This window comes from Streptomyces sp. NBC_01294, assembly GCF_035917235.1.
In the GTDB taxonomy this organism is placed as follows: Bacteria; Actinomycetota; Actinomycetes; order Streptomycetales; family Streptomycetaceae; genus Streptomyces; species Streptomyces caledonius.
Genome location: NZ_CP108424.1, coordinates 169,904 through 192,793, shown reverse-complemented (window position 1 = coordinate 192,793; position 22,890 = coordinate 169,904). Strand labels below are relative to the sequence as shown.

The window sequence follows — 22,890 nt, the reverse complement described above, 5'->3', positions numbered from 1 at the left end:
CGGGGCAGACGCGGTACAGTCCTCGCCTCCGGCGCCCTGCTGCTCGCCGTGCTGACTACGTTTACCGGCCAGAGCGGGTCCGCTCTCGCGGCCCCGGTGCCCGGTCCCACCTCTGGCCCCGCCGCTGCTCCAGCCGCCGGTCCGCAGACCGCGCCGAAGCCAGACCCGAAAGCCGCCAGGGAGGCCGCGGTCCGCGCGCTCCAGGAGAGCGGCCCGGCGGGCGCCTGCCCGCCGGCCCTGAAGCCGCACGAGATCGTCACCTGCACCATCCCGGCGAACACGTCGATCCAGGTCGGGCTGACCCTGTCGACGCAGAAGGACATGGTCCTGGTCCAGACGGTCGCCGAGCAGGGACTCATGCAACCGCCTCGGCTCACTGCACCGGACGGCTCGAACGTCGACTGTGAGTACCTGCGCGGCAACAGCATCAACTACGCCCCTCTGAGCTGTGCCACCGCCGCAGCGGGCGCGTACACGCTGACGCTCACGAACGCGTACAGCACGGAGAACGCCATCTCCGTGGCGTACGCCCCGCTGCTCTCCACGACCGTCTGCACGCCGGTCGGCCCCGCCGACAGCAGGCTCGGCGCCCCGAAGGTCTTCAAGCGCTCACTGCCGACCGGTTCGGCCGGCGACTGCTACCAGCCGGACCTGGCCGCCGGCGAGGTGCTGCGCAGCTCCGCTGGCAGCCGCGCCTGGCAGAGCGTCTTCGACGCCACCGGCCAGGCAATCTGCAACTCCCGGCACAATGGGGGCGCCACGATCGACTGCACGCTCTCAGGCACCGCTCCGTTCCGCGTGGCGGTGATGGATCTCGATGGTGCGGCCCTGCTCTACGAGTTCACCGCCGCCCGGCTCTCGAAGGCCGAGGGCTGCCCGGTCGTGGAGCCCCAAGCCTTCGGGGTCTCCCCGGACGTGACCTCCACGGTGCGCTGCCGTGTGCTGCGCGTACCGGCCGCCGCCCTATACACGGTCAGCCCCGTCTCCTCCGGTGTCGTCCCCTACGGCATGCTGTTCACGTCCGAGGGAACCGCCGCCATGGGCTGCCTCGGCGGTGAACGCGGTTACTGCTACCTGGAACCCGGGGACTACACCTGGGCGGTCGACCACCGGAGCACCGACGCCGGCGCCTTCGGCATGGCCTTCCACTCCACCAAGGAGACGCGGGGCTGCACCGCGACTCACGACAACGGTCTGGTGGCCGGCGCGGTGACCGGTACATTCACCGGCCCCGGGCAGAAGTTCTGCCTGACCCTGCCCACCGCCGCCGGCCAGGGCCTCTACCTGCTCAACCGGCCGCCTGCCGGAGGCAGCATCGTAGAGCCGGAGGTCTACGACGCTTACGGCGCCAAGAACTGCTACGGCTCCCCGGAAGCGATCTGCACGCTGACCGGTGACGGGCCGTTCCGCCTGGTGCTGAGCAGTACGGAACCCCAGGCGTACGGGCTGGTCGTCCACCGCACCGGTGAGGCCGCCGGCTGCACCCCATGGCCACAGACCGTCTTCGGCTCCTCGTCCGGTACCCAGGTCAAGCTGCCTGGCGACGTCCGTCAGGCCTGCCTGAGCCTGCCCGCCGATCAGCACTCGACCGCCGAGCTGATCAGCTACACAAACCTCCAGAACAAGCCGAACGCCATGGTCCGGGTCGTCGACCCCGAGGGCAACCTGGCATGCGCGACGGACTTCTACAGCGCGACCAGCACATGCTTTCTCACCGCCGGAGTCCCCTACACTGCCCTGCTGACCGGCTGGGGCGGAGCGGACACGTACACACTGGTGCGGCGCGATGTGTCCCCCACGGGCGAGAACCCGACCGGGATCAGCCCCGCGTCCAGCCCCGCTGGTACGCGGTCCCAGGCGGTCGTGAACGGTACCGGGCTCACCCTCGGCACCAAGCTCACGCTGAAACGAGACGGGTCCCCGGACAAGGCGCTGGAAGTGGTCACCGTGAACGCGGACGGTACCGCGCTGACGGTCACGGTGGACACCACCGACCTGACGTCCGGGGCGTACGACCTCGTGCTCGATGGCGTCGGCTACACCACCGGGGTTCCCTCCTACGGGTACCTCCCCAAGGCGTACATGGTCACTGCCCCCGCGCCCGTCCAGAAGGGCAGCCGGTTCGTGCCGCACGGTCCGTCCCGGTTCCTGGACACGCGGGACGGCACCGGTGCCAAGAAGGAGCGGGTCGGTCCCGGCGGAGTCGTCACCCTGCAGGTGGCCGGCGTGAAGGGCGTTCCGGCGACCGGGGTCACGGCCGTGGTCATGAACGTGACCGCCGTCCACCCCACCGAGGCCGGGCACGTGATGGTCTACCCGAACGGTCAGCCCATACCCAAGGTGTCGAACCTCAACTTCGCGCCCGGACAGATCGTCCCCAACCTGGTGACCGTCCCAGTCGTCAACGGAAAGGTCGACCTGCGCAACAACGCCGGATCGGTCGACCTGATCGCCGACGTCACCGGCTATTACACCGACGAGGCCGGGGCCGGCTCCGCGCTGAACCCGCTCACACCGTCCCGGTTCCTGGACACGCGCGACGGCACCGGTGCGAGGAAGGAGCGCGTCGGCCCCGGCGGGGTCGTCACCCTGCAGGTGGCCGGCGTGAAGGGCGTTCCGGCGACCGGGGTCACGGCCGTGGTCATGAACGTGACCGCCGTCCACCCCACCGAGGCAGGGCACGTCACCGTCTACCCGAACGGGCAGGTCGCGCCAGGCGTGTCGAACCTCAACTTCACGCCCGGACAGATCGTCCCCAACCTGGTGACGGTTCCCGTGGTGAACGGAAAGGTCGACCTGCGCAACAACTCCGGTTCGGTCGACCTGATCGCCGACATCACCGGCTACTACGCGGCCACCGGATCGGCCTTCTCCACAGCGGGCCCCGTGCGACTCCTGGACTCCCGCGACGGCACCGGCGCCCGAGCCGGGGCGGTGGGACCGGGCGGTCTGGTGAGCCTCCAGGTGGCCGGCGTCGCGGGAGTGCCCGCTCAGGGGGTGACCGCCGTCGTCCTGAACGTCACGGTCACCAACCCGACCGAGGCCAGTCACCTGATCGTCCACCCCCACGGGGTCACGCGTCCCAACGTGTCGAACCTCAATTACACGGCCGGGCAGACTGTCGCCAACCTGGTGGTCGTCCCCGTCGTGGACGGCCGGGTGACGTTCTTCAACAACTCGGGCTCCGTCGACGTGATCGCCGACCTGAACGGCTACTTCACGTCCTGACGCCCGGGGAGAAGCACGAGTGCCCCGCCCGATCCCACGATCGGGCGGGGCACTCGCTGGTTTCGAGGGCGTTCCGTTCCCGAGCAGGTGGTCGCCGCGAGGGGGAGCTCGCCCCCGGGCCTTGACCCCGGATTTTGAACACATCTATGCGGCTTGGGTCAGGGTAGTTGTTGCTGGTTGGAGGTCGTTCTCGTAGGCGATCGGAGATCGCTGGCCGAGGCGGGAGTGCCGGCGGCGGGTGTTGTATCGGGTCAGCCAGCGGAAGGCGTCGAGTCGCGCTTCATGCTCGTTCGACCAGCCTTTGCGGCCTTGGAGCGTTTCTCTCTTGAAGGCGGCGTTGAAGCTTTCCGCGGCTGCGTTGTCCGCGCTGGACCCGATCGCGCCCATGCTCTGCCGGACCCCTGCTGACCTGCAGATTTCAGCGAAGGCCCTACTCGTGTATTGCGAGCCGTGATCCGTGTGCATGACTGCTCCGGCCATGCTCCCGCGGGTCCGCTCGGCTGCCGCGAGGGCGTCGGTGACGAGTTCTGTCCGCATGTGGTCAGCGATGGCCCATCCGGCCAGCCGGCGTGAGGCGAGGTCGATGACGGTCGCGAGGTAGAGCGGCTTCGCGCCGCTCACCGGCAGATACGTGATGTCGCCGACGTACTTCGTGTTCACCTCGGACGCGGTGAAGTCACGGCCGATCAGATCTGGTGCCTTCGGCGCCGCATGGTCCGCGAGGGTGGTGCGGTGCCGGCGGCGCAGGCGGACTCCCTCGAGCCCGATGGTCCGCATGATCCTGGCGACCCGCTTGTGGTTGACCGCCGGGCCGCCTTCGTCACGGAGCTCGGCGGTGATCCTGGGGACTCCGTAAGTGCCGTCGGATTCCTGGTGGGCCTTGCGTATCCGGGCCGCGATCCCGGCCTCGGCGATCTGCCGGGCCGCCCTTGCTGCCGCGGTGCGGCGCCAGTAATAGAAGCTCGAGCGGGAGAGGCCGAGGATGTCGCAGAGCCGCTTCACGCCGTGACGGCGCTGGTGATCCTCAACGAACTGGCAGCGGGTCACCAGCGCGTCTCCGTCGCGAAATATCGGGCCGCCTTGCGGAGAATGTCGCGCTCTTCCTCCAGCTCGCGGATCCTCTTCCGGGCCGCGGCCAGCTCCGCCTGAACGTCGTCACCGCTGGCCAGCGCGGCGGCCGGCTGCGTCGAGTGGGCGCCGGGCCGGCGCCCGTCGGCGGCCCGGATCCAGTTCCGCAACGTCTCGGTGTTCACCCCGAGATCACCGGCGACCGACTAGATCGTCGCCCCCGGCCTCGACCGGTACAACGCGACCGCGTCCGCCTTGAACTCGGCGGGGTAATGCTTCATCCCCACGGGGACTCCGTTCTCCTGGACCATCAAGATCCAAGTCTCTCCGGTGTCCAACATCCGGGGTCAAGGCCCCCTTCTTCCTCCGTGCCTCCAACGGGCTGTACCCGTCAGGGACTTCCTTCGCGGCGCGACGGTCCCGTGCCGGTGGGGGTGTCGGGTTGCGGTGTTCCAGGGCGATCGCGATCGGGACCGCGGTGAAGATGGTCGAGGCGATGCCGACCAGGACGCCCGCGATCAGCGCCACGGAGAAGTCCGCCAGCGAGTCGCCGCCCAGTACCGCCAGTGCGGTCAGGATGAACAGGGCTCCCATACCCGTGTTCACCGTGCGCGGGAGTGTCTGGACCACCGCGTGGTTGGCCGCTTTCTCCAGGTCGCCTCGGGGGTCTCGGCGGCGCGCTTCGCGGACGCGGTCGAAGACGACCACCGTGTCGTTCACGGAGTAGCCGATCACCGTGAGCAGCGCCGCCAGGAAGACGCTGTCCACCGGCCTGCCCAGCCAGGCGAACAGGCCCACCACGATGGAGACGTCGTGGACCATCGCAGAGACTGCCGCTGCCGCCAGGGTCCAGCGGAACCGCACGCTGAGGTAGATCAGCTGGGCGGCCACCGCGATGCCCAGGGCCAGGAGTGCCTTGTGGCGCAGTTCGCTGCCGAGGCTCGGGCCGATCTGTTCGTCACGCTCCACCGTGACGGTTCCGCCGGGCTCCTCCAAGGCTGCCTTGACGCGCTGCTGTTCGTCGTCGGTGAGCTTCACCGTGCGTACGGTGATGTCGCCGTCGCCGGACTCCTGCACCACCGCGCGCGGGAACCCCGCGTCGGACACGGCGTTCCGGGCCGTGTCCGCGTCGACGGACCTGCTGGTGCTGTACTCGACGAGGCGGCCGCCGGTGAACTCCACGCCGAAGTCCAGGCCGCGGATGAGGATTCCTGCGACGGCCACCGCCACCAGGAGTGCGCTCGCGCCGAGCCAGCGGCGACGGTGGCGGACCAGGTTCGGGTTGCGGCGGGACAGCCATGTGCGGACCCGGCCCGTCGAGGCGATGCCCGTCAGACCGGGGCGCTTGCGTACGAAGCTGCGGGCGACGGCGAAGTCCGCGAGCGCGCGGGTGATCACGAGCGCCGTGAGCATCGATGCCAGGACGCCGATGCACAGGGTGACCCCGAAGCCCTTGACCGGGCCCGTGGCGAAGAAGAACAGCAATCCCGCGGCGAGCAGCGTCGTCACGTTCGAGTCGATCACCGCGCTCCACGCCTTCGCGAAGCCGGTCTTCACCGGCTTCGCCAAGTCCTTGGAACGGACGCCCAGGTACTCCTCCCTGGCCCGTTCGAAGACCAGGACGTTCGCGTCCACCGCCATGCCGATCGCCAGGACGAACCCGGCGAGCCCCGGCAGCGTGAGCGTCGCGCCGAGCGCCACCAGAGCGGCGTACGAGATGAGGCCGTACAGCGCGAGGGCCAAGGCGGCGAGCGCGCCAAGGAGCCGGTAGACGACGGTGATGAACAGTGCGGTCAGAGCGATGCCGATGAGCGCGGCCTTGGTGCTCGCCTCGATTGCGTCGGCGCCGAGCGTCGGGCCGACCGTGCGCTGCTCCACGACGTCGAGGGGCACCGGCAGCGCGCCGCCCTTCACGAGCGCCGCCAGCTCGCGCGCCTCGGCCCGGCCGAAGCCGCCGCTGATCTGCGTGGAGCCGCCGGTGATACCGGTCCCGCACACCACGTCCGCGGTGACGCCGGGCGCCGAGATGATCTTGTTGTCGAGGGCGATGACGACGCGGCGTTCCGGAGCGCCCTGAGGCGCGCACGCCGCGTCCGAGGTGATCTTCGCCCAGGTGTCGCCCGCGCCCTTGCGGAAGTCGAGGGAGACCATCCAGCCGCTGAGCGACTGCTGGTCCAGGACCGCCTCGGCGTCCTTGACCCCCTCGCCGGTGAGGGCGGTGGGGCCCAGCTTCAGGTGGTTGCCCGGCTGGTCCGGGTCGGGCAGGGTGCGCGATCCGTCGGCCTCGGGCTTCGCGGAGCCCTTGTCGGCCGTCGCCCCCGTCACCGGGTGGACCGTGAGCTGTGCGGTGCGGCCGATGACCTCGGCGGCCTTGCGTGGGTCCTGCACTCCGGGCAGTTCGACGATGATCCGTTTCTCGCCGGAGCGGGCGATGCCAGGTTCGGAGACGCCGAGGGCGTCGACGCGCTGCCTGAGGACCTCCAGAGCGCGGTCGGTGGATGCGGCGTCGGCCTTGACGGTGGGTGAGTCCCGGGTCTCCAGGACGATCTGGGTGCCGCCGCGCAGATCGAGGCCGAGGCGGGCGGATTGGGTGAGGGCGATGTAGAGGGACAGCGCGACGGCTGCCAGCGCGACGATCGCCCTCCACAAGGGTGGGCGGGACAAGGGTGCGCGAGACATGCGTACTCCACGATGAGGGCAGGACGGAGGGACGCGTGACCGGCCCCGCGCGGTGTGCGCCGGGTCAGAAGGGTCAGGCGTCGATGACGGTCTGCATGCTCATCGGTGGGGCGGGCCGCGCGGGGCGGCGGACTCGGCCGGCCTGCGCGGCGGCGCGAGTGCGGTGGCGGGGCCCGTGTCGGGCCCGCCCAGGGCGCGGCTCGGGGCCGTGTCGACGGCCGTACGCGCGGGGCCCGCAGGCTGCGGGCCCGGGATGTGGGCGTCAGGTCGGTGCGTGACCGCGACATGCCGCGCCGGGACGTCGTCCGGTCCTGCCCCTTGTCCGGCGTGCCCCGCCACCGTGTGGTGGGCGAGCGGCCTGTCGGCGGGCATGGGCATGCCCTGCGCCCCGGCCACCGGGACGAACAGCGCGAGGACGGTGACGACGAGGGTCAGCGCGGACGCGGCCAGGCGCGCGGAGCGGCTCTGTTGCGGCACCCGTCCCCCCATCCCTTCGGTGCTCGTCGGGTACGCACGGCGTGGCCCCGCCCTGCTCAACGTCTGGGGCGCCCCGGTCCGTTCCGTGTCCCTCGACAGTTCTTCGGAAGCCGAAGAACTTCAGCAACAGCGCGAAACCCAGCCGGTTCGCCGCCCCCGACTTGCTCCGAAGCCGCTCCTGGTCCTCCTCCAAACAGCGTCCAGACCTCGATCAAGTCCTCCGGCTCCCACTCCTGCCGCACTCCGCACTCCCTCCGGTCTTCGTGACCGGACCAACGTCGCCGAGCGGCTCCTCAAGAATCCGGAAAGATCGAAAACCCGGACAAGCCCACCCCGGATTTGCTACAGAGAGCTACTTGTCACTTCGTGGCAGCTTCGGGAGGACAGGGCCTCTTGGTGTGCCTGCTCCCCGCGCACGCGGGGATGACCCCCCGCCCCCGGCACCGCCAGTGAGGCCCAGCCCCTGCTCCCCGATCTGAACATGCCTTTGACCTGCTCGTTTATCGATCGTTTTCCAGGTTTGGGAACTGGCCGTAGAGCGGCACAGCGTCCAGGGGGTCGTGCTTGCTGGTGTCGATGCTGCCGTCGGGGCGGTTGTAGTCGTTGTCGGACAGGGTGGACCCGGAGCTCGAGTCACCGGCGGTGTTGCGCTCGTCGAGGGGGACCTTCGCCTCGTCCATGTCGGTGTTGGGGCCGGCCCGCAGACTGTGGGAGGTGACCTTGAGGCCGTTGATGAAGGAGACGCCGGCGGCGGCCGATCGCGCCTTCACCATCTCGTTGACGGCCCGGCCGGTGAGGAAGAGGCCGCGGACCGTTGCGTTCTTGCGGTGCTTGAGATTCCCCAGGACGGTCAGGGCCCGGAAAAGCGGCTTGGTCGGCTGGTAGGCCGGTTCACCGCTGGCTGGGTTCTGGTCGTGCTCGGTGGGCTCGCGCAGTTCGCGGAGGTCGGCGATCCAGGCCCGTGCGCGGGCGACGATCTGCAGGTCGGCGCGGTCGCGGATGAACCGCCACCGGCCCTTGCCCTTCCGGCGGGTCTTGGACATCGCGGTCCACACCCACACGCCGTCGGTGTCGATCCGGACCTGCCGGACGAGAAGGTTGGTTACCTCGATGGAGCGGTAGAGCATGCCGTATTGCAGCACGAGCATGGCCGCGTCGCGGCGCCCGATCCGGGTGGACTCGTCGATCCCGGCCAGCACCTTGACCAGGTACTTCAAGGTCAGGCCCGCGGACTGCTCGCGCTCCCCGCCAGCCGGGATGTACTCGTTGAGCCGGTAGTCCTCGATCATCTCGCGGATGAGGGAGCCGTCGGGCCGGTCGCCCTTTTTGTACCAGGAGACGATCCGGGCGCAGTAGGCGAGGAGCGTGTCCGGGCTGTACCGGGAGCCGTCTTCCTTGCCCTTCTCCATGAGGTGGCCGAAGTACGCGGCGACGTTCGCCGTGGTCGTCGCCGGCTGGGCGACGCGGCCCTGGCTCTCGCACCACTGCTCGAAGCGGGTACGGGTGGAGTCCCGGTTGACCCGGGTGTTGCGCGCCCCGCGTTCCTCGATCCGCCTCTTCACGCCCGCCGGCACGGTGAAGTCGATCTCGGTGAGGGCCGGCTGCTCACCGGCCAGGGGCGGGAGCTCACCGGGGCCGAGCACGGTGTGCCGGGTGATGAGGTACCGCGGCGCCTCGGTGGCCTCCGCACGTGTGGGCATCACGGCCGCGTCGTCGACGAGTTCGGCGGCGAAGACCTTCAGCTCAGTCGCTTCGGTCGCTGTGTTCGCGGTCACCGGGTACCCGCCACCAGCTCGACGCACAGGGGGTCGCCGCACGTCGCCTCGGCGCGCGCGGTGTACTCGGCGAAGGGCCCCTGCTCCACTTGGATCGTCACGCCGCCGATCGTGCTGGTCAGGCTGCAGTGCACGCCCGCGATCAGCTGCTCCAGGGCGGCTCGGTGCAGCGCAGCAATCCCCTCCGGGGGCAGGTCGCTGCTCCCCGAGACCCGAACCTGGTGCACGACACGGTCAGACATGGTTCTCCGTCCGGGCCTCCGCCGGGCCGGTCTCTCTACCCGCCCCGCTCACCGGACTTCCCCTGCCAGCGCGAGGGCGCGCAGTACCCGCAGGGCGGCCCGCGCGTAGTCCGGCGGGGTGGCGCCGGGCCGGTGGACCTCGGCGACGGCGGCAAGCATGGCCAGGTACTGCGGGTCAGCGTCGGCCGGGTCTTCGATCAGCTCGAAGGCCGCGGACCGCAGCCGGGCCGCGCTCGCGTGGGTCTTCCGGCCGGCCTGACCGCCGAGGTCGTGTTCGACGACGAGGTCGGCGCGTCCGTCGCGGACCGCGGTTACGCGCAGGCGCCGGTCCCGCGACTTCATGTCGGGGGCGAGGTCGCGGTACAGCTGGTTCTCCGCGACGGTGCTGCTGCTCACTGGAGGTACCTCTTCGTCGGTGCGGGGCGGGTTACGGATGGGCCTCGGTACGGCTGCGCGCGATGCGAACTGACCTCACCTCGTGGCGAGGTATTCACACTCCCCGCAGAGGCCCATGGTGTCCTTGTCCGGCACGTAGACCCTCTCGCAGGCGTTGCACGCTGGAAGATCGTCGTGCCTGGTGCCGCAGCTGAAGCAGAGGGAACAGCGTGTCAGGGGGTCGGCGGCGACCTGTACGCAGTCAACGAGGAGCGCCTTGACGCCACACGTCGGGCACGGCTCGATCACGGTGCTGTCTTCGGTTCGCTCCCACTGGTACAGGTCGGCTGCCCCGTTGGCTCCGCGGGGCCCCCAGTCCTGGTGGCAGAAGTGGCAGGTCGGCTCGCCCTCTTGGCCGCCGACGACCATCGCCCACTGGTTGCAGGAGGGGCATTCCACCGTCTTGTCCTGTACTCCTTTCAGCTCTCCCCTGAGGCGGTTGAGCCGGCGCTTGATGAAGGCCTGGATGGTGCGGACGTCTTCGCCGACCGTCTCCAGCGTGCCGGCCACCTTCCTCACTTCGTCGGGCGACAGCTTGGGCAGCAGCTCGGTGTGGACGAAGGCCAGCAGGAAGTCGAGGACCTTGACCGCGTGGGATTCGACTGATCGGGCGCTGTAGGTGAGGCCGTAGTGCTGCAGGGCGTTGCGGGACTTGATCAGGTCCTTCACGTACCCGACCGTCTTGTCGTCTATGACGACGCCCGCGATGCCCTGCAGGCGGGCGATGGTGCCTTCGGTGGTGCAGCTGTCGAACGTGCCGGATTCGAAGTTCTTGCGGGTGGCGGTCTCCGGCTTGGCGAAGACCAGGCTCCAGTGTTCGCGCTGGAGGCGGGCCTTGAGGAGGACTTCGGTGGCGGCCTGGAGGTGGAGCACGGCGTACTTCAGGTGCCGCGGGCCGGGCGGCTTCTCCGCGGTGAGGTGCTCGACGACGCTGAGGAGGTAGTCGACGCCGTTTTCCACCGGCGGGAAGTCGACCTCGTGGGCGGAGGGCGGGCGCTTCGGCTCGTCGTCGCCGGGACGCTCTTCGTTCGGTTCGCTAACGGTCAAGGTCTCAACCCTCTTTCCCCCGGCGTCTCGTGACGCTCCCTCACTACCTCCTATTCTACGGCGAATAGGAGGTAAGGAGACCCTTAGCAACTGCGTTGGGGCGCACCCACCCTGCGTTTCGCTACAATCGGCTACATCCAGCTACGTTTTCTGAGAGGGTTCCTGCCGTGACTCTCCATCTGCACCTCACCGTGAACGGCGCCTCGCCGGACTGGCTCGACCGCTTCCTGGCCGAGCCCGGCCTCACCTTCGCCGCCACCGAGCCGGCGCATCCCGTACCGGTGCACGCCGTCCACCGCCTGCTCACCAAGGTCTCGCTCGACGGGGCCTACCTGCTGCGGCTGGCCGCCGACTCCCGCGGCCGTGCCGACTGCGCCGTCTTCCGCGCGACCAGGGGAGCGGGCCGCGAGCTCAACGCCGCGGCCGGCAGCATCACCAAGCAGGTCAACGCCGCGGTCAAGGGCGGATGGTGGCCAGCAGAGTACGCGGCTGTGCTCACGCCCACCGGGCCCGGGCCCAACGGGTGGAGCAAGACCACCGCGTACCACATGGACACTCGCCTCATCGGCGTGTTCGGGGCCGCGTTCGCCCAGACCGAGACGCCCGGGGCAGCGCAGCCCATCCCGCCCACCACTTCCCGCACCGCCGCACGGCTGGCCGCGCTGGCCCGCGAGGCCAGCGTTCCCGAGCACCTGGTCGACCAGTTCGTGGACGCGGCCTGTGCGCTGCACTCCGTCGAACTCGGTGCAGCCCTGCGCGTGCGCGGACAGTCCGCGGCCGCAGATCTCCTCACGCCCGACCCCGCGCTCATCACCGGCATGTGGGAGGACGAGAACCCGGCCGGCGCGAGCACGGCGGACACTGCTGCCGGGTAGGGCCGAACGGAAGATGCACCGTTACGCGGAAACGAGCTTCCTGCGGTTCGGAACTTTCGACCAGAACGAGGATTTTAAATAATCTCCGTTCCGCCGAAAATAACGAAACGGGGGAAGTTCACGTTTTTCGGAGAGCCGCGAAACGTCGAAAAATACCGTCCTGGCGATTTTAAAATCTGGGAAACGTGATTTTGCGGTACGCTACGAACCTGCGGACATCGCTGAAACGTGTTCGCTGGTACGAAAGACAGCGGCCCGCCCATGCTCGTAACACGGGCGGGCCGGTCTCTCGTGCGGCCGGTCCGGACGTATATGCGACGTCCGGACCGGCTACTTGCCGGTGATCACCTGGACCCCGTGGATCACGGCCAGGCCTTCCGCGGCAAGGGTGACCAGCGGCGGAACGTATCGAGCCGCCTTGCGCAGGTCCCGACAAGCCTTCGTGGCCTTGTCGCGAATCACCCTGCGCACGCGGTCGAGCCGCCGTTCCTTCTGCTGGCCGTCTTCGCTGCTGAGACCCATGCGGGCCTCCTCTCTGTGGAGGGACGCCGGCGCTCACCGGCAGAACGCCGCGCCCGTATGGCGCGACGTTCTCTCGGAGAAGCACCGAACACCTCGTCGCAGAGAGTTGCTCAGCGATTACTCACATCACGCTACCCCATTCGGGCTTCCTATTCCAAACCTTAAGGAGCCGAGGGGATTCCCTCCAAGAATTGTTGGAGAAATGCCGGGCCGACGGGGGGTAAGTCTCGAACGAATATTCGCAATCGGCTGCGTAGGTGCCCTGTCCTCCGCAGGTACGGGAGCTCCGCGACGCAAAGCGGGGCGTCCACGCAGGGTGCGGGTGCACCGAATCGCCGCCACCCGGGAGGGCCGACCATGGCCAGGATGACCGCCGCCGTCGGCCGCGCCCACGTCTACGAGCTGACCTGGCCCGCCCCGGGCATGGGCAGCGTCCTCGGCGCCTGCCAAGGCCTCGACGTACCGCTCGTCTTCGGCAGCCTCGACCGCGGCCAGCCCGCCGTGTCCGTCTCCACGGCGGTCAGCCGTGGAGTCCGTGCCACGGAGTCCGCACGGCGACGGTGGGTTCGGTCAGGACGCGGGAATCGTGATTGCCCACACCGGAGCCTCGGTCACGTCGCCGCCCAGCCAGTCGAACCGGATCAGCACCTCGTTGCCCAGCTCCTTGCGCATGTGGAAGTCGGCGTGGAACTGAGCGCTTCGCCCAGCGGCGATCGTCCCTTCGACCTCGCGAAAATCGGGGTCGTTGGGCATAAGGCTTTCGGCCTTTCCGCCGACGGTCGCGCCGTCCACGGCCGTGAACGAGCCGTTCAGCTCGAACGGGGCGCCCGACTGGTTGTCGATGGAAACGGTGACGCGAAAGACGTTGTCGCGGTCGGGCTTGACCTCCCAGTCCCTGGTGTAGGTGTCGATCCACTTCCGGGTGTGGGGCTGCACGGACGCGATGGTGACCTTCTGGCCTCCCGAGAACGCATACGTTTCGCCGATGGCAAGGTTCTTGTTCTGCTTCGGGGCCTGGGCGGTGGGCTTCCCGCTGGGAGTGACGGGGTCGGCGCACCCCCAGCGCTTTTCGGGGGGCTGGCTCGGGTCAGTGCAGTCCACGGTGTAGCTGGACGCGGTCGGACTCGCGCCCGCGCGGGCGCCGTCTGCGCTGTTGCCGCAGGCGGTCAACGTCGCGGCTATCAGGGCGGTCGCTGCGGCGGTCTTCGCGCTCACTCTCATGGCGGTCACTCTTCCTCGGTACGGGGCGGTTGGGCTCTGCGTTGGGTGCTGTGGACGTGGCTGCCGTCGGCGTCACGGAGGCTGATCGGCCCCTGCAGCGTGCCGCCGGTCAGGCGCACCGCGAGCGGGTGTTGGGGCTGGCATCCTCGGTCTCCTCCGGAGCGTCAGGGTGGCACTCGCGGTCGCTCCTGGCCCTCGGGTGGTGAGGGCAAAGCCGTTGAAGCGGACGGTCTCGGCCACGTCGAGCAGGTCCGGCGGCGAGACGCAGGTTGGGCTTCTCGCGCCTCAGTTGGTAATGGGCCTGCGGTGCTGAGTTCCGTTCTGACAAAACGTGTCGCGATCCGCGCGCAGCCTATGCGGCCGTCGGCGCAGCCGGTAGAGCGCGGCGGTGTGCGCAGCCCGGCCTGGGAGGGGTGGCGTGAAGGTAACAATGGGCAAGCGAGGCGGGGGAGTCGGCCGCCCAGGGGGATGTCGACGTTTCCCATAGCGGTAGGGCTGGGGGTAGCCGTTACCGGGCTGCGCGGGCGTGGACACGCGTGCACTCCTGAAAGCAGGGAAGGTGAGCGCCGGCCAGCTTAAACAAGCTGTTAAAACGTGCCACTTGTTGTACGAGGGGTGAGACGGGCGCTCGGTACCTCCCCCCGTGCGCGGCGCGACGTGCGCTCTGTCGCTGTCGTCGCCCCCTCGTGAGAACGGTGGTAGTTGCTGCCAGGCGTCCCGAGAGGCTGTGACCCTGCGGTGAACAGGCTCTGGCGCCCAGGTCCTGCCACGCGATATCGGCTTCAGCATGATCGGCGTATCCGAACGCCCGCACCGTAGAAGGTTCATAAATGGCTGGCGCGGCGTCGAGATGCGGCGGATCATCCGCAGGGGCCGGGGCCGCCGTGAGCCCGCTCCATCCGTCGAGGGGATGCCGTGATGACGGTTGTTGCGTCCGAGCTGTCCGGCTCCGACCCCGAGGTCCGCGTGGTGGCCGGGGTGGTGCGTGGCTGCCGGGAGGCGGGTGTTGCGGTCTTCAGTGGCATCCCGTTCGCCGAGCCGCCGGTCGGTGCGCTGCGTTTCGCCGCGCCGCGGCCGGTACGGGGGTGGGACGGGGTGCGCGCGGCTATGGCGTACGGACCGCCGCCCTCTCAGGGGGGCCATTTCGGGATGGACGCGCTGGCGCTGGATGCGGCGGGCGACGACTGGCTGACGGTCAACGTCTGGTCGCCCGCGCCCGGCCCGGACGCGGGGCTGCCGGTGATGGTGTGGATCCAGGGCAGCGCGTACACGATCGGCATGTCCGGTCTTCCCGAGTACGACGGCGGCCGCCTGGCCCGTGACGGCGTCGTCGTGGTGACGTTCAACTACCGGGTGGGCCTCGAAGGTTTCGGGCAGATCGAAGGGGCACCCGCCAACCGGGGACTGCTCGACCAGGTCGCCGCCTTGGAGTGGGTGCGGGACAACATCCGGGCCTTCGGCGGTGACCCGGACCGCGTCACGGTCTTCGGCCAGTCGGCGGGTGGTGGGTCGGTCACCGCTCTGCTGGCCATGCCGCGCGCGGCCGGGCTCTTCGGCAGGGCCGTCGCACAGAGCGTGCAGGTCGCCGGAGCTCGCCGCCGACATCGCCGCCGCGTGCGCCGCCGAGCTGGGGCTGCAACCTACGGTCGCCGACCTGTGCACGGTGGAACCGGCCCGGCTGTCGGCCGCCGACGATGCGGTCGGCGCCAAAATAACCCAGTGGGCGGATCGCTGGGGTCAGGCCGCGCACCGGTCGATCCTGTTCTCGCCGGTCGTCGACGGAGGCGTCCTGCCGGTCACGCCGTGGCAGGCCCTGGCCGACGGCGCCGGCCGGGACGTCGAACTCCTCGCCGGCCACACCCGGGACGAACAGCGGCTGCTCACCGCGCTCGACGGCCTGCTCGGCCAGGTGACTCCGGAGCAGGCGGCGACCGCCCTGCGCCTCTTCGCCCCCGGCGGCCAGGACGGCGCACTCCGATACCGCGACGGCTATCCGGCCGCGGGCCCGGACGAGCTGTACGAGCTGGTCCACTCCGACTGGCTGTTCCGCATGCCGAGCCTCCACCTCGCCCAGGCCCAGACCGCCGCCGGCGGCCGCGCCCACCTCTACGAGCTGACCTGGCCGGCTCCGGGCATGGGCGGCGTACTCGGCGCCTGCCACGGCCTCGACGTACCGCTCGTCTTCGGCAACCTCGACCGCGGCCAGCCCGCCCTGCTGATCGGTGAGGCGCCCTCCCCGGAGGCCGAGGCCCTGTCCGCTTCAATGCGCGGCGCATGGACGGCGTTCGCCACTCACGGCGACGCCGGCTGGCCCGCGTACGACAGCGAACGACGTCTCGTACAGCTCGTCGACACCCAGCCGGCCGTCACCGCCTATCCGGAGGAGACCTCCCGCCTTATCTGGCAGAACCACCCCTTACCCGTACTGCCGCTGAGGACCGGCCGCGGCTGACCTTGTCCGTAGGGGCCCGTTGCCCTCGGCGTCGCTGATGACGCTCCTTCTCCACCCTGCGCTCGGGCACGGGCCATGCCTGCTCACTCGGGTTCCCCACTCTGACGCGCTCCCTTGCGCGCGCCCCGCTGATCGGAGGAGCGGCGCCCACTCGATCAGTCACCGTCCGTGCGACCCGCCGTCCGGCTCCTCGTACCGCCCGGGGGCGGTGGGGATGCTGGCCACCCACCCTCGGGAACGGCCGTTCCCATGGTGAACAGCCATCGGAGGCGACCATGGCGCACATGACCCCGCTTGACCACAAGGTCAAGCACACATCGACCATCCCGGCGAACTACGGCGAGGAGATCGAGCTCTTCGTACGGCAATACGCGCGCGCATCCGGCAGCACCCCCAAGCCGGTCCTCATGCTCCACGGCAGGAGCGTTCCGGCCCTCCCCGGCTTCGACCTCGTACTCCCGCCGCCCGGCAGCTCACCGCACTCGGACACCAGCTACAGCTGGGCGCAGGCCCTGGCGGGCAAAGGCTTCGACGTGTTCATCATGGACCTCCAGGGATCCGGGCGGTCCCACCGCCCGAGTCAGATGGATGACCCGTGCAACGCCAATCCGGCCCAGCGGGACCTCCTGAAGACCAATCCGGGTACGGGGAACTGCTCCGCGACAGCGACCTACGCGCACCAACTGGGCAATTCCCAGAGTGAATGGGACGAGCTCGCCACCGTCGTCAAATACGTCAGGGGGCTGTGCGCCAACAAGAAGGTCGCGTTCGTCGGCTGGTCCGCGGCCGCGTTCGTGATGGGTCCGTACGCGATGCGGAACCCCGGGGACGTGGCGAGCCTGTTTCTTCTCGCGCCCATGTTCCCCCCGAACGGCCGATGGTCGACGAACGCTGCCGCACCCTTCGATCCGCCCCCCGGAACGTCCCTGCCCACGAAGCCCGAGTCCACGCCGGCCGCGGTGTTCGGCTTCCCGATGAATCTGACCAGCAAGGCATCATTCAAAGCCGTCATCAGCGATAAGAATCTGGCCGACCACGTCTGGAAGACCGTCATGGACAGCGACAGCCTCGGCCAGAAGTGGGGCGGGGCGACCCCGGGGGCACCCGATGGCGTCATGCGGTGGCGCAACTCCTATTGGTGGGGCTGGAACGAGAGCACCGTGACGCACAACTCCACGCTCGGCGACGCCGTGCCGGTGTGCATCGTCTACGGAGACCTGGACAGAACGGCCAACACGCCGGAGTCGATGGGGCCGGTGCTCCACTTCTCCGTTCCGAAGCTCTACAAGAAGATCCCGAAAGCCGAGAAGCTGATGTTCTGTGTCGAGGGCTGGGACCACAACCCGGTCTGGGAACGGAAGCCCTCCCAGGTCCTGCAGCACATGTGCGAGAAGTGGCTCGACGGCAAGAGGGTGTACGGCGTCGAGCGCGGAAGCTGGGTCATGGACGCGGACAACGTGCTGTCGCAAGTGGAGTGAGCCCCCGGGCCCGCAGGTGACATGAGGACGAGCCGGGGCTGGCCTACACCGGGCCCGGCGTAAGCACGGCCGCCTCTGCGTATGGCTCGATCATGTCCGGCACCCGCTTCTCGATCGGCCTCGACCCTCGGGGCGGAGGGTCAGCTCCTCGGCGCCTCAGCAGGAACACGGTCTAGCGGCCGGATCAGGTCACACGGCTTGGCCTTCTCCACCGGCAGCGACGCGACATCGAACTGCGCGATCCTCCGTGATGCGCAGGAGCTGTGAAGGGCCGTCACGCTGCTGATTCACAAGCCCTGCACGGCTTCCTCGATCAAACCTTGATCATTACCGTTACGGTGATGATCCCTTTACCAGGAGCATATTTCCTACCAGGAAGCACAAGCGTGAAGAAACGCACTACCCTCATATGCGCGGCAATTGGTGCGGCAGCTACCCTTGCCGGGGTCTTCCCCCACCAGACCCCGGCCACGGGACAGGACACCGTAACCCCCGTCGCACAGACCAGAACCCTGACACCGCAGTACGCCACAACGGCGAACGGCGAGATCACCATGACGGTCGACCTGACGCAGGAGCAGATCGGCAAGGCACGCGACCGCGTCAAGGCGGACAAGCCGCTCGAGAAACCGAAGCAGACCGGCGAGCGCCCTGCCGATGCGAACCGGCAGAGCGGCAAGCCCATGACGCTCGCCGACGCCTACAAGCAGGCCGCGGACAGTGTCAAGGAAGCCAACGCCAAGCCCTACAAGGACTTCGGCAAGGCAGCGCAGACCGCGACCGCAGGCGACGGCAGCAAGATGAGCATGAGCCTCGCCGCTTCCTACGACCTCAACGAGAGCACTGTCGGCTACCCGGTCGGAACCACCCCGCCAGCCACCCTGGAAGCCTTGTGCTTCGGCGGTACCGCAGAGTTCGACGCGGTCATCGACCGCTTCACCGCATGTGGGCGCACCAAGCTCATCGCCAAGTACTACGAGGTCGACTCCAAGACCGGTGCCCGCGAGTACATGGGCACGAACACCGGCATCGTGCAGCTGTACACCCAGCAGTACAACAACGACCGGTCCACGCGCATGTTCGCCAAGGTGCAGAAGGACTCCGTCACCTACGACTGGGGCTGGTGGGACAACATCTGGACCGCCCCCGGCGTTGATCTGACCGTCATCGGGAACTGCTTCGGCAATACCCTCAGCTGCGCGGCGACCGGCTCTCCCATCACGCTGACGTGGGAGAACTGGAACAGCATCGACACCTGGTTCAACTGGAACGCTTACAGCCAGGCGACGTACGGGGTCGGTCGGGACAAGCTCGGCGCCCACGGTACCCACGTCGAGTTCTACACCGACACCGGCGACTACAGCTCCGAGGCCCGCGCCTCGCTCTCCCGCCGTCTCGTGCGCTGCGACTCCGCCACCTACATCTACGCAGACTGGCAGCAGGGCTGCGTATTCCTCGAGACCATCCCGCGGATGATGTATTCGCGCGCCGCAGACTCCCCCCACAAGGGGGTGGCCGACCATATCTACAAGGCGCAGAACCAGCCTGACTCGACGTACCCGACGAGCGCCGCTTCGAAGAGCATCCCCGGTAAGTACGTAGCCGGCGACTACTCTGCGGCCGGACTGCACCGTCTTCACGAGAACTTCCACCTGACGACGATGAACGCCAACACCTCCCACAAGGACCAGGCGTGCACCGCGACCGGCGACTACTCCACCACCGGCCTGCCGCTCTCCCTGCGGCCTGAGCCAGGCGTCGAGGACTGCGACGAGTACCCGTTCCGCTCCACGCTCGAGGGCGCTGCAAGCCAGGCCTGGGACTTCTCCGTGTATCCCGTCGACTTCAGCCAGAACCGGTCTGGCGGAAACACGCTGATGAACTACGTGCGCAATCACCGCATCCTCGCGTGGGATGACACCCTCCCGTCCCCGAACGACAGCAACGACCGGTACTACGTGCAGATCGTGGACTTCTAACCCACAGGACTGTCACACCCGGAACGTATGATGAGCGGCGCTCCTCGAACATCGAGGAGCGCCGCTCCCGTTCTCGCCGGAGGCCTCGTGGACCTGATGCAGACCCTCGACAGCTACTTCGGCGGCTGGTCCTTCACCTTCACCACGCTGCCCCCGCTCGAGGCGCTGCAGGCCATGGAAGCCGTCTCCATCCGCCCCATCGAGAACCCGCTCGAAGCGCTCCGCGAAGAAGAAGACGAAGGCCTTGCTGAAGACGGTGTTCTTCTCGTCGCCGGCCGCGTGCACCCTGGCTGGAGCATCATCGTCGAGACCAGCGGCTACACGGGACTCGTGGGAGCCGAACGGTCCGTTCTCCTCGAGCTGTGCAGCGCCGAGCATCCCGCGATGACCGTCTTCAAGAATCCCAACCGTCTCGAGCTGCTCTACGCGGACCTCGACGACAGGTGGGGCGGCATGGCGCTCGACAGCGGGATCCGATGGGGCGAGATGAGCCCGCCCGTCTCGGCTGCACTCACCGCGGCCGGGTTCCTTCCCGATGGCCAGGGCATCTCCACGGAGATCGCCGACCGTGCGTACAACGATCTCGCGCAGCGCGCTATCGCCGCAGCGACGGGAGTATTCCTGGACGACGTCGAGACAGCTGGCGGCTGGGCCTCGGGGATGGTCCTGGCGGAGACGGCAAGGACGCAGGTCTCACGGAGCAGATCGCTTCGCTGACCGCCGCGCAGCGACACCGGCCGTGCTCCGGCCTCGACCATCTCCCGCTCGGCGAGCCGGATCTCCTCGAGCTCGGCCATGGCCTTCTTGATCTTCGTGGCCACATGACGGGCGGGCGGCCCAGGCGGGTCATGCGGACGACGGTCGACCATCGCATGGGCCCCCGGCTCAACGACCACGTCCGGGCGCACTTGGAGCGGCTGCGGCGGTCCGGCGCCACCCTCCACCTCACCCGGACAAAGGCCCGGACCATCGCATCCGCACCGTGGCTCTTCCTCCGCCACACCACGGGACGGCAGCTGCCGTACTTCCTGCCGGCGGGCGGTTCCGCGCCGATCGGCACGCTCGGCTACGCAGAGGTGGCCCTCGAGCTCGCGGCACAGGTCGCGGACGGAACCCTGCCGGAACCTCGCACATCGTCACCGCCGTCGGCTCAGGGGGTACCGCTGCAGGGCTGACTCTTGGCCTCAGGCTGGCCGGGCTGCGTACCCGTGTCGTGGGCGTGGTCGTCAACGACACGCTGCGGCTGGATGACCGGGCCGTGGTCGCGCCGACCGACCGGGCGGAGAGTCTGCTGCGCAGGCGAGGCGCGAACCATCCTCGGACCCCTTTCGTGCCGGACGCGGTGACGATGGTGCGGGACTGGCTGGGACCGGGCTACGGGCACACCACACCGGCGGGCGTGAGGGCGCAGCGCCTTGCCTCGGAGAGCGGGCTGACGGAGCTCGATCCGGTCTATACGGCGAAGGCGTTAGCCGCCCTGCTCGCCATGGCAGCCGACGGCCGTCTGGGCACCGGGCCTGTTCTGTTCCTCCATACCCATGGCCCCCGGGACGCCTTCTGAGCAGCACCAGCCGCCCGACTCGGCGCCGTGGCCGGCAGAGTTTCAGGCGTACCAGGCCCAGGCTTCATGCCCAGAGGGCGTCTCGGCGAGGGGACCGGATCCGGTGCGCCGCGACGCCCGCGCGCAGCGGTGCCTCCAAGCCGCGGCCATCAAGGCCACCGCCCTCCGCCGGGCCCGCGCCGAGGGTGCCCAGCGCTCCGGAGCGGCAGTTCTGCTGCCTCAGGCTGCGCCCCGCGGACGACGGCTTGATCACGCGATGGCCTGCGGCCTCAACGTTGCTGGTGGCACGATGAGTTGGGATGAAAGGTGGGATCCGTGCGGGGTGACAGGCGGCAGATACAGACGGCGGTTCTGGGCGGTGCGGATTCGGAGGAGCCGCTGATGCTGCCGCTGGAGGCGATCGAGCTGGACGCCTTCCGCCAGCGGCACGAGCACGACACGTTCTGGTGCGGGCTGCTCCTTGGTGGCTGCGGCGTCCAGCTGACGACGAAGCTCTACACCGACCGGGTCTGCCACTTCGCTCACCACCCCGGCCCGGACGGATTGCCGCACTGCGGGCGCAGCGCCCGGGGCGTGGCCAGCGCTGATCACCTGTACGTGAAGTCCGCAGCCGCCGCGTGGCTGCGTGGCGGCGGTGTGCAGGCCGACTTCGACTTCGGCCGCCCGATCGGCTCGGTGCTCGACATCCGGTTCCAGTCCAGAGGGCTGCGTGTGCACCTGGACGCAGCGGTGGCACCCGTGTGGGATGAGGACGGCAGGGAGCCGGTGCTGGGGGTATCGGTGCCGGTGGACCAGGACACGCTGATCAGCCGCTGGTATGTCCACCGCATCCGTCTGGACAGCGAGGGCACCAGCCGGCGGGTCCACATCGGCACCGAGGCGTTCGCGCGGGACAACGAGTGGTTCGGGCTGGACGAGTGCGAGATGACCGAGCGTGGGCTGTCGACGCCGGCGGTGGAACGGATCGTCCGTTCCCGCGGTACCCGCCCCAGCTCGACGTGGGCGGTGGGAGGGGCTGGCCGGAAGGTCCCGGACGCGCTGGCGCGTGCGCAGCTGCTGCTTCGCAAGCTGGCCGACGCCCGCAGGGTGGAATCCGTGCTCCTCGTGACCCAGGTATCGCGCGAGATCTCAGCGATGACCGGCGTTCCGGGTGAGATTCGGAGTCAGTTGAAGGCTGCCGTCGCGGATGCTGCGCGTTGGCTCACAGGTCAGGCCGAGGTGAGAGGGGACCTGTTCGCCCGCTTGGAGGGGGCCGTCGCCTCACGGAACCCCGAGGAGACCGGCCAGCTCCTGGTGCGTGTCAACGCCGCGGCGGGTCATGACCGCACTGCGGCCGAGGACGCCGTTGCGGACGCGGCGGCCGCGTACCTGACCGCCCTGGCACGGCAGAGGCAGGCCGACGCCTCAGCCGTGCGGGCTGAGCAGGAGGTCCTTCGGGCTCAGCAGGCCGCAGACCGGGTCCGGAAACTGCTGGGCGATCTGCAGCGGAATGAGGCCAACCTGTCGCGGCAGACGAGGCGCAGGCTGGTGAACGAGCTCGTGCATGCGGCAGCACTGGCCGGTGATCAGGTTGATGCCGCTCAGCAGTGGAAGATCGACTACTGGAAGACGAAGGCGGACGCCGGAAAGCCGCCGGTGCAGACCGCTCGGGCGACACCGGTGCCGACTCCGCGTGCACCCCGGCCAAAGCAGAACGTGCCGCTGCACGAGCAACTGAGCCGCGGCCTGTGGCTCAGCAAACCCTGCCCGGTCTGCGACGCCGCCAGGGGCATGAAGTGCCTCAACGACGATGCCGCGAGAAACTAGGGCCGGTGGCAGATCCCCCATGACGAGCGACTTCGGCTCATCATC

15 protein-coding genes and 3 pseudogenes are annotated in these 22,890 nt (G+C 69.0%); 9 read left to right on the top strand and 9 right to left on the bottom strand.

The window, feature by feature from the left end:
- The first annotated feature begins 48 nt into the window (after positions 1-48).
- The gene (locus OG534_RS38015) at positions 49-3,228 is read left to right on the top strand and encodes a hypothetical protein (protein ID WP_326594211.1); all 3,180 of its coding nucleotides are present in this window, start codon (positions 49-51) and stop codon (positions 3,226-3,228) included.
- Between the two features lie 144 nt (positions 3,229-3,372).
- Here OG534_RS38015 and OG534_RS38010 read toward each other — a convergent pair.
- The 7 genes and pseudogenes from OG534_RS38010 to OG534_RS37980 all read right to left on the bottom strand — a co-directional run bounded on the left by OG534_RS38010 (position 3,373) and on the right by OG534_RS37980 (position 10,951).
- A pseudogene (locus OG534_RS38010) lies at positions 3,373-4,583 on the bottom strand (IS3 family transposase).
- Positions 4,584-4,695: 112 nt separating this feature from the next.
- Positions 4,696-6,975, bottom strand: a pseudogene (gene secD, locus OG534_RS38005) (protein translocase subunit SecD); the annotation flags it as partial.
- A gap of 99 nt (positions 6,976-7,074) precedes the next feature.
- Complete coding sequence (locus OG534_RS38000; protein ID WP_326594210.1) at positions 7,075-7,452, bottom strand: hypothetical protein; 378 nt, start codon at positions 7,450-7,452, stop codon at positions 7,075-7,077.
- A 500-nt stretch (positions 7,453-7,952) separates the two neighbouring features.
- Complete coding sequence (locus tag OG534_RS37995) at positions 7,953-9,227, bottom strand: hypothetical protein (RefSeq protein WP_326594209.1); 1,275 nt, start codon at positions 9,225-9,227, stop codon at positions 7,953-7,955.
- On the bottom strand, positions 9,224-9,469 hold the full coding sequence (locus OG534_RS37990) for a hypothetical protein (protein ID WP_326594208.1): 246 nt from the start codon (positions 9,467-9,469) through the stop codon (positions 9,224-9,226). The genes OG534_RS37995 and OG534_RS37990 overlap by 4 nt, the downstream gene beginning before the upstream one ends.
- A 48-nt stretch (positions 9,470-9,517) precedes the next feature.
- The gene (locus OG534_RS37985) at positions 9,518-9,865 is read right to left on the bottom strand and encodes a DUF6354 family protein (RefSeq protein WP_326594207.1); all 348 of its coding nucleotides are present in this window, start codon (positions 9,863-9,865) and stop codon (positions 9,518-9,520) included.
- Between the two features lie 75 nt (positions 9,866-9,940).
- Positions 9,941-10,951 (bottom strand): hypothetical protein, encoded by a 1,011-nt coding sequence (locus OG534_RS37980; protein WP_326594206.1) that lies wholly within the window; start codon positions 10,949-10,951, stop codon positions 9,941-9,943.
- 167 nt (positions 10,952-11,118) lie between these two features.
- Between OG534_RS37980 and OG534_RS37975 the strand changes: the two genes are divergently transcribed.
- Complete coding sequence (locus tag OG534_RS37975) at positions 11,119-11,826, top strand: hypothetical protein (protein ID WP_326594205.1); 708 nt, start codon at positions 11,119-11,121, stop codon at positions 11,824-11,826.
- 330 nt (positions 11,827-12,156) lie between these two features.
- Here the strand turns inward: OG534_RS37975 and OG534_RS37970 are convergent, their stop codons facing one another.
- A complete protein-coding gene (locus OG534_RS37970) occupies positions 12,157-12,348 on the bottom strand; it encodes a hypothetical protein (RefSeq protein WP_326594204.1) in 192 nt (63 codons plus the stop codon).
- Positions 12,349-12,918: 570 nt separating this feature from the next.
- Positions 12,919-13,563 (bottom strand): hypothetical protein, encoded by a 645-nt coding sequence (locus OG534_RS37965; RefSeq protein WP_326594354.1) that lies wholly within the window; start codon positions 13,561-13,563, stop codon positions 12,919-12,921.
- A gap of 924 nt (positions 13,564-14,487) precedes the next feature.
- Here OG534_RS37965 and OG534_RS37960 point away from each other — a divergent pair.
- From OG534_RS37960 to OG534_RS37930, 7 genes and pseudogenes are all read left to right on the top strand, one after another.
- Positions 14,488-16,021 (top strand): annotated as a pseudogene (locus tag OG534_RS37960) (carboxylesterase/lipase family protein).
- 284 nt (positions 16,022-16,305) lie between these two features.
- Positions 16,306-17,499: an alpha/beta hydrolase gene (locus OG534_RS37955; protein WP_326594203.1), complete on the top strand. Its 1,194-nt coding sequence runs from the start codon at positions 16,306-16,308 to the stop codon at positions 17,497-17,499.
- 386 nt (positions 17,500-17,885) lie between these two features.
- The gene (locus tag OG534_RS37950) at positions 17,886-19,478 is read left to right on the top strand and encodes a NucA/NucB deoxyribonuclease domain-containing protein (protein WP_326594202.1); all 1,593 of its coding nucleotides are present in this window, start codon (positions 17,886-17,888) and stop codon (positions 19,476-19,478) included.
- 87 nt (positions 19,479-19,565) lie between these two features.
- A complete protein-coding gene (locus OG534_RS37945) occupies positions 19,566-20,195 on the top strand; it encodes a hypothetical protein (RefSeq protein ID WP_326594201.1) in 630 nt (209 codons plus the stop codon).
- Positions 20,196-20,326: 131 nt separating this feature from the next.
- On the top strand, positions 20,327-20,653 hold the full coding sequence (locus tag OG534_RS37940; RefSeq protein ID WP_326594353.1) for a hypothetical protein: 327 nt from the start codon (positions 20,327-20,329) through the stop codon (positions 20,651-20,653).
- The gene (locus tag OG534_RS37935; RefSeq protein ID WP_326594349.1) at positions 20,611-21,039 is read left to right on the top strand and encodes a pyridoxal-phosphate dependent enzyme; all 429 of its coding nucleotides are present in this window, start codon (positions 20,611-20,613) and stop codon (positions 21,037-21,039) included. Before OG534_RS37940 ends, OG534_RS37935 begins: the two co-directional genes overlap by 43 nt.
- Positions 21,040-21,420: 381 nt before the next feature.
- The gene (locus OG534_RS37930; RefSeq protein WP_326594199.1) at positions 21,421-22,845 is read left to right on the top strand and encodes a hypothetical protein; all 1,425 of its coding nucleotides are present in this window, start codon (positions 21,421-21,423) and stop codon (positions 22,843-22,845) included.
- Positions 22,846-22,890 lie beyond the last annotated feature (45 nt).

Excerpts from the sequence above, each read along its gene's own strand:
- OG534_RS37990 (WP_326594208.1), bottom strand. The coding sequence starts at position 9,469 with ATGTCTGACCGTGTCGTGCACCAGGTTCGGGTCTCGGGGAGCAGCGAC.
- OG534_RS37970 (WP_326594204.1), bottom strand. The coding sequence starts at position 12,348 with ATGGGTCTCAGCAGCGAAGACGGCCAGCAGAAGGAACGGCGGCTCGAC.
- OG534_RS37955 (WP_326594203.1), top strand. The coding sequence starts at position 16,306 with ATGACCCCGCTTGACCACAAGGTCAAGCACACATCGACCATCCCGGCG.
- OG534_RS37940 (WP_326594353.1), top strand. The coding sequence starts at position 20,327 with ATGCGGACGACGGTCGACCATCGCATGGGCCCCCGGCTCAACGACCAC.
- OG534_RS37930 (WP_326594199.1), top strand. The coding sequence starts at position 21,421 with ATGCTGCCGCTGGAGGCGATCGAGCTGGACGCCTTCCGCCAGCGGCAC.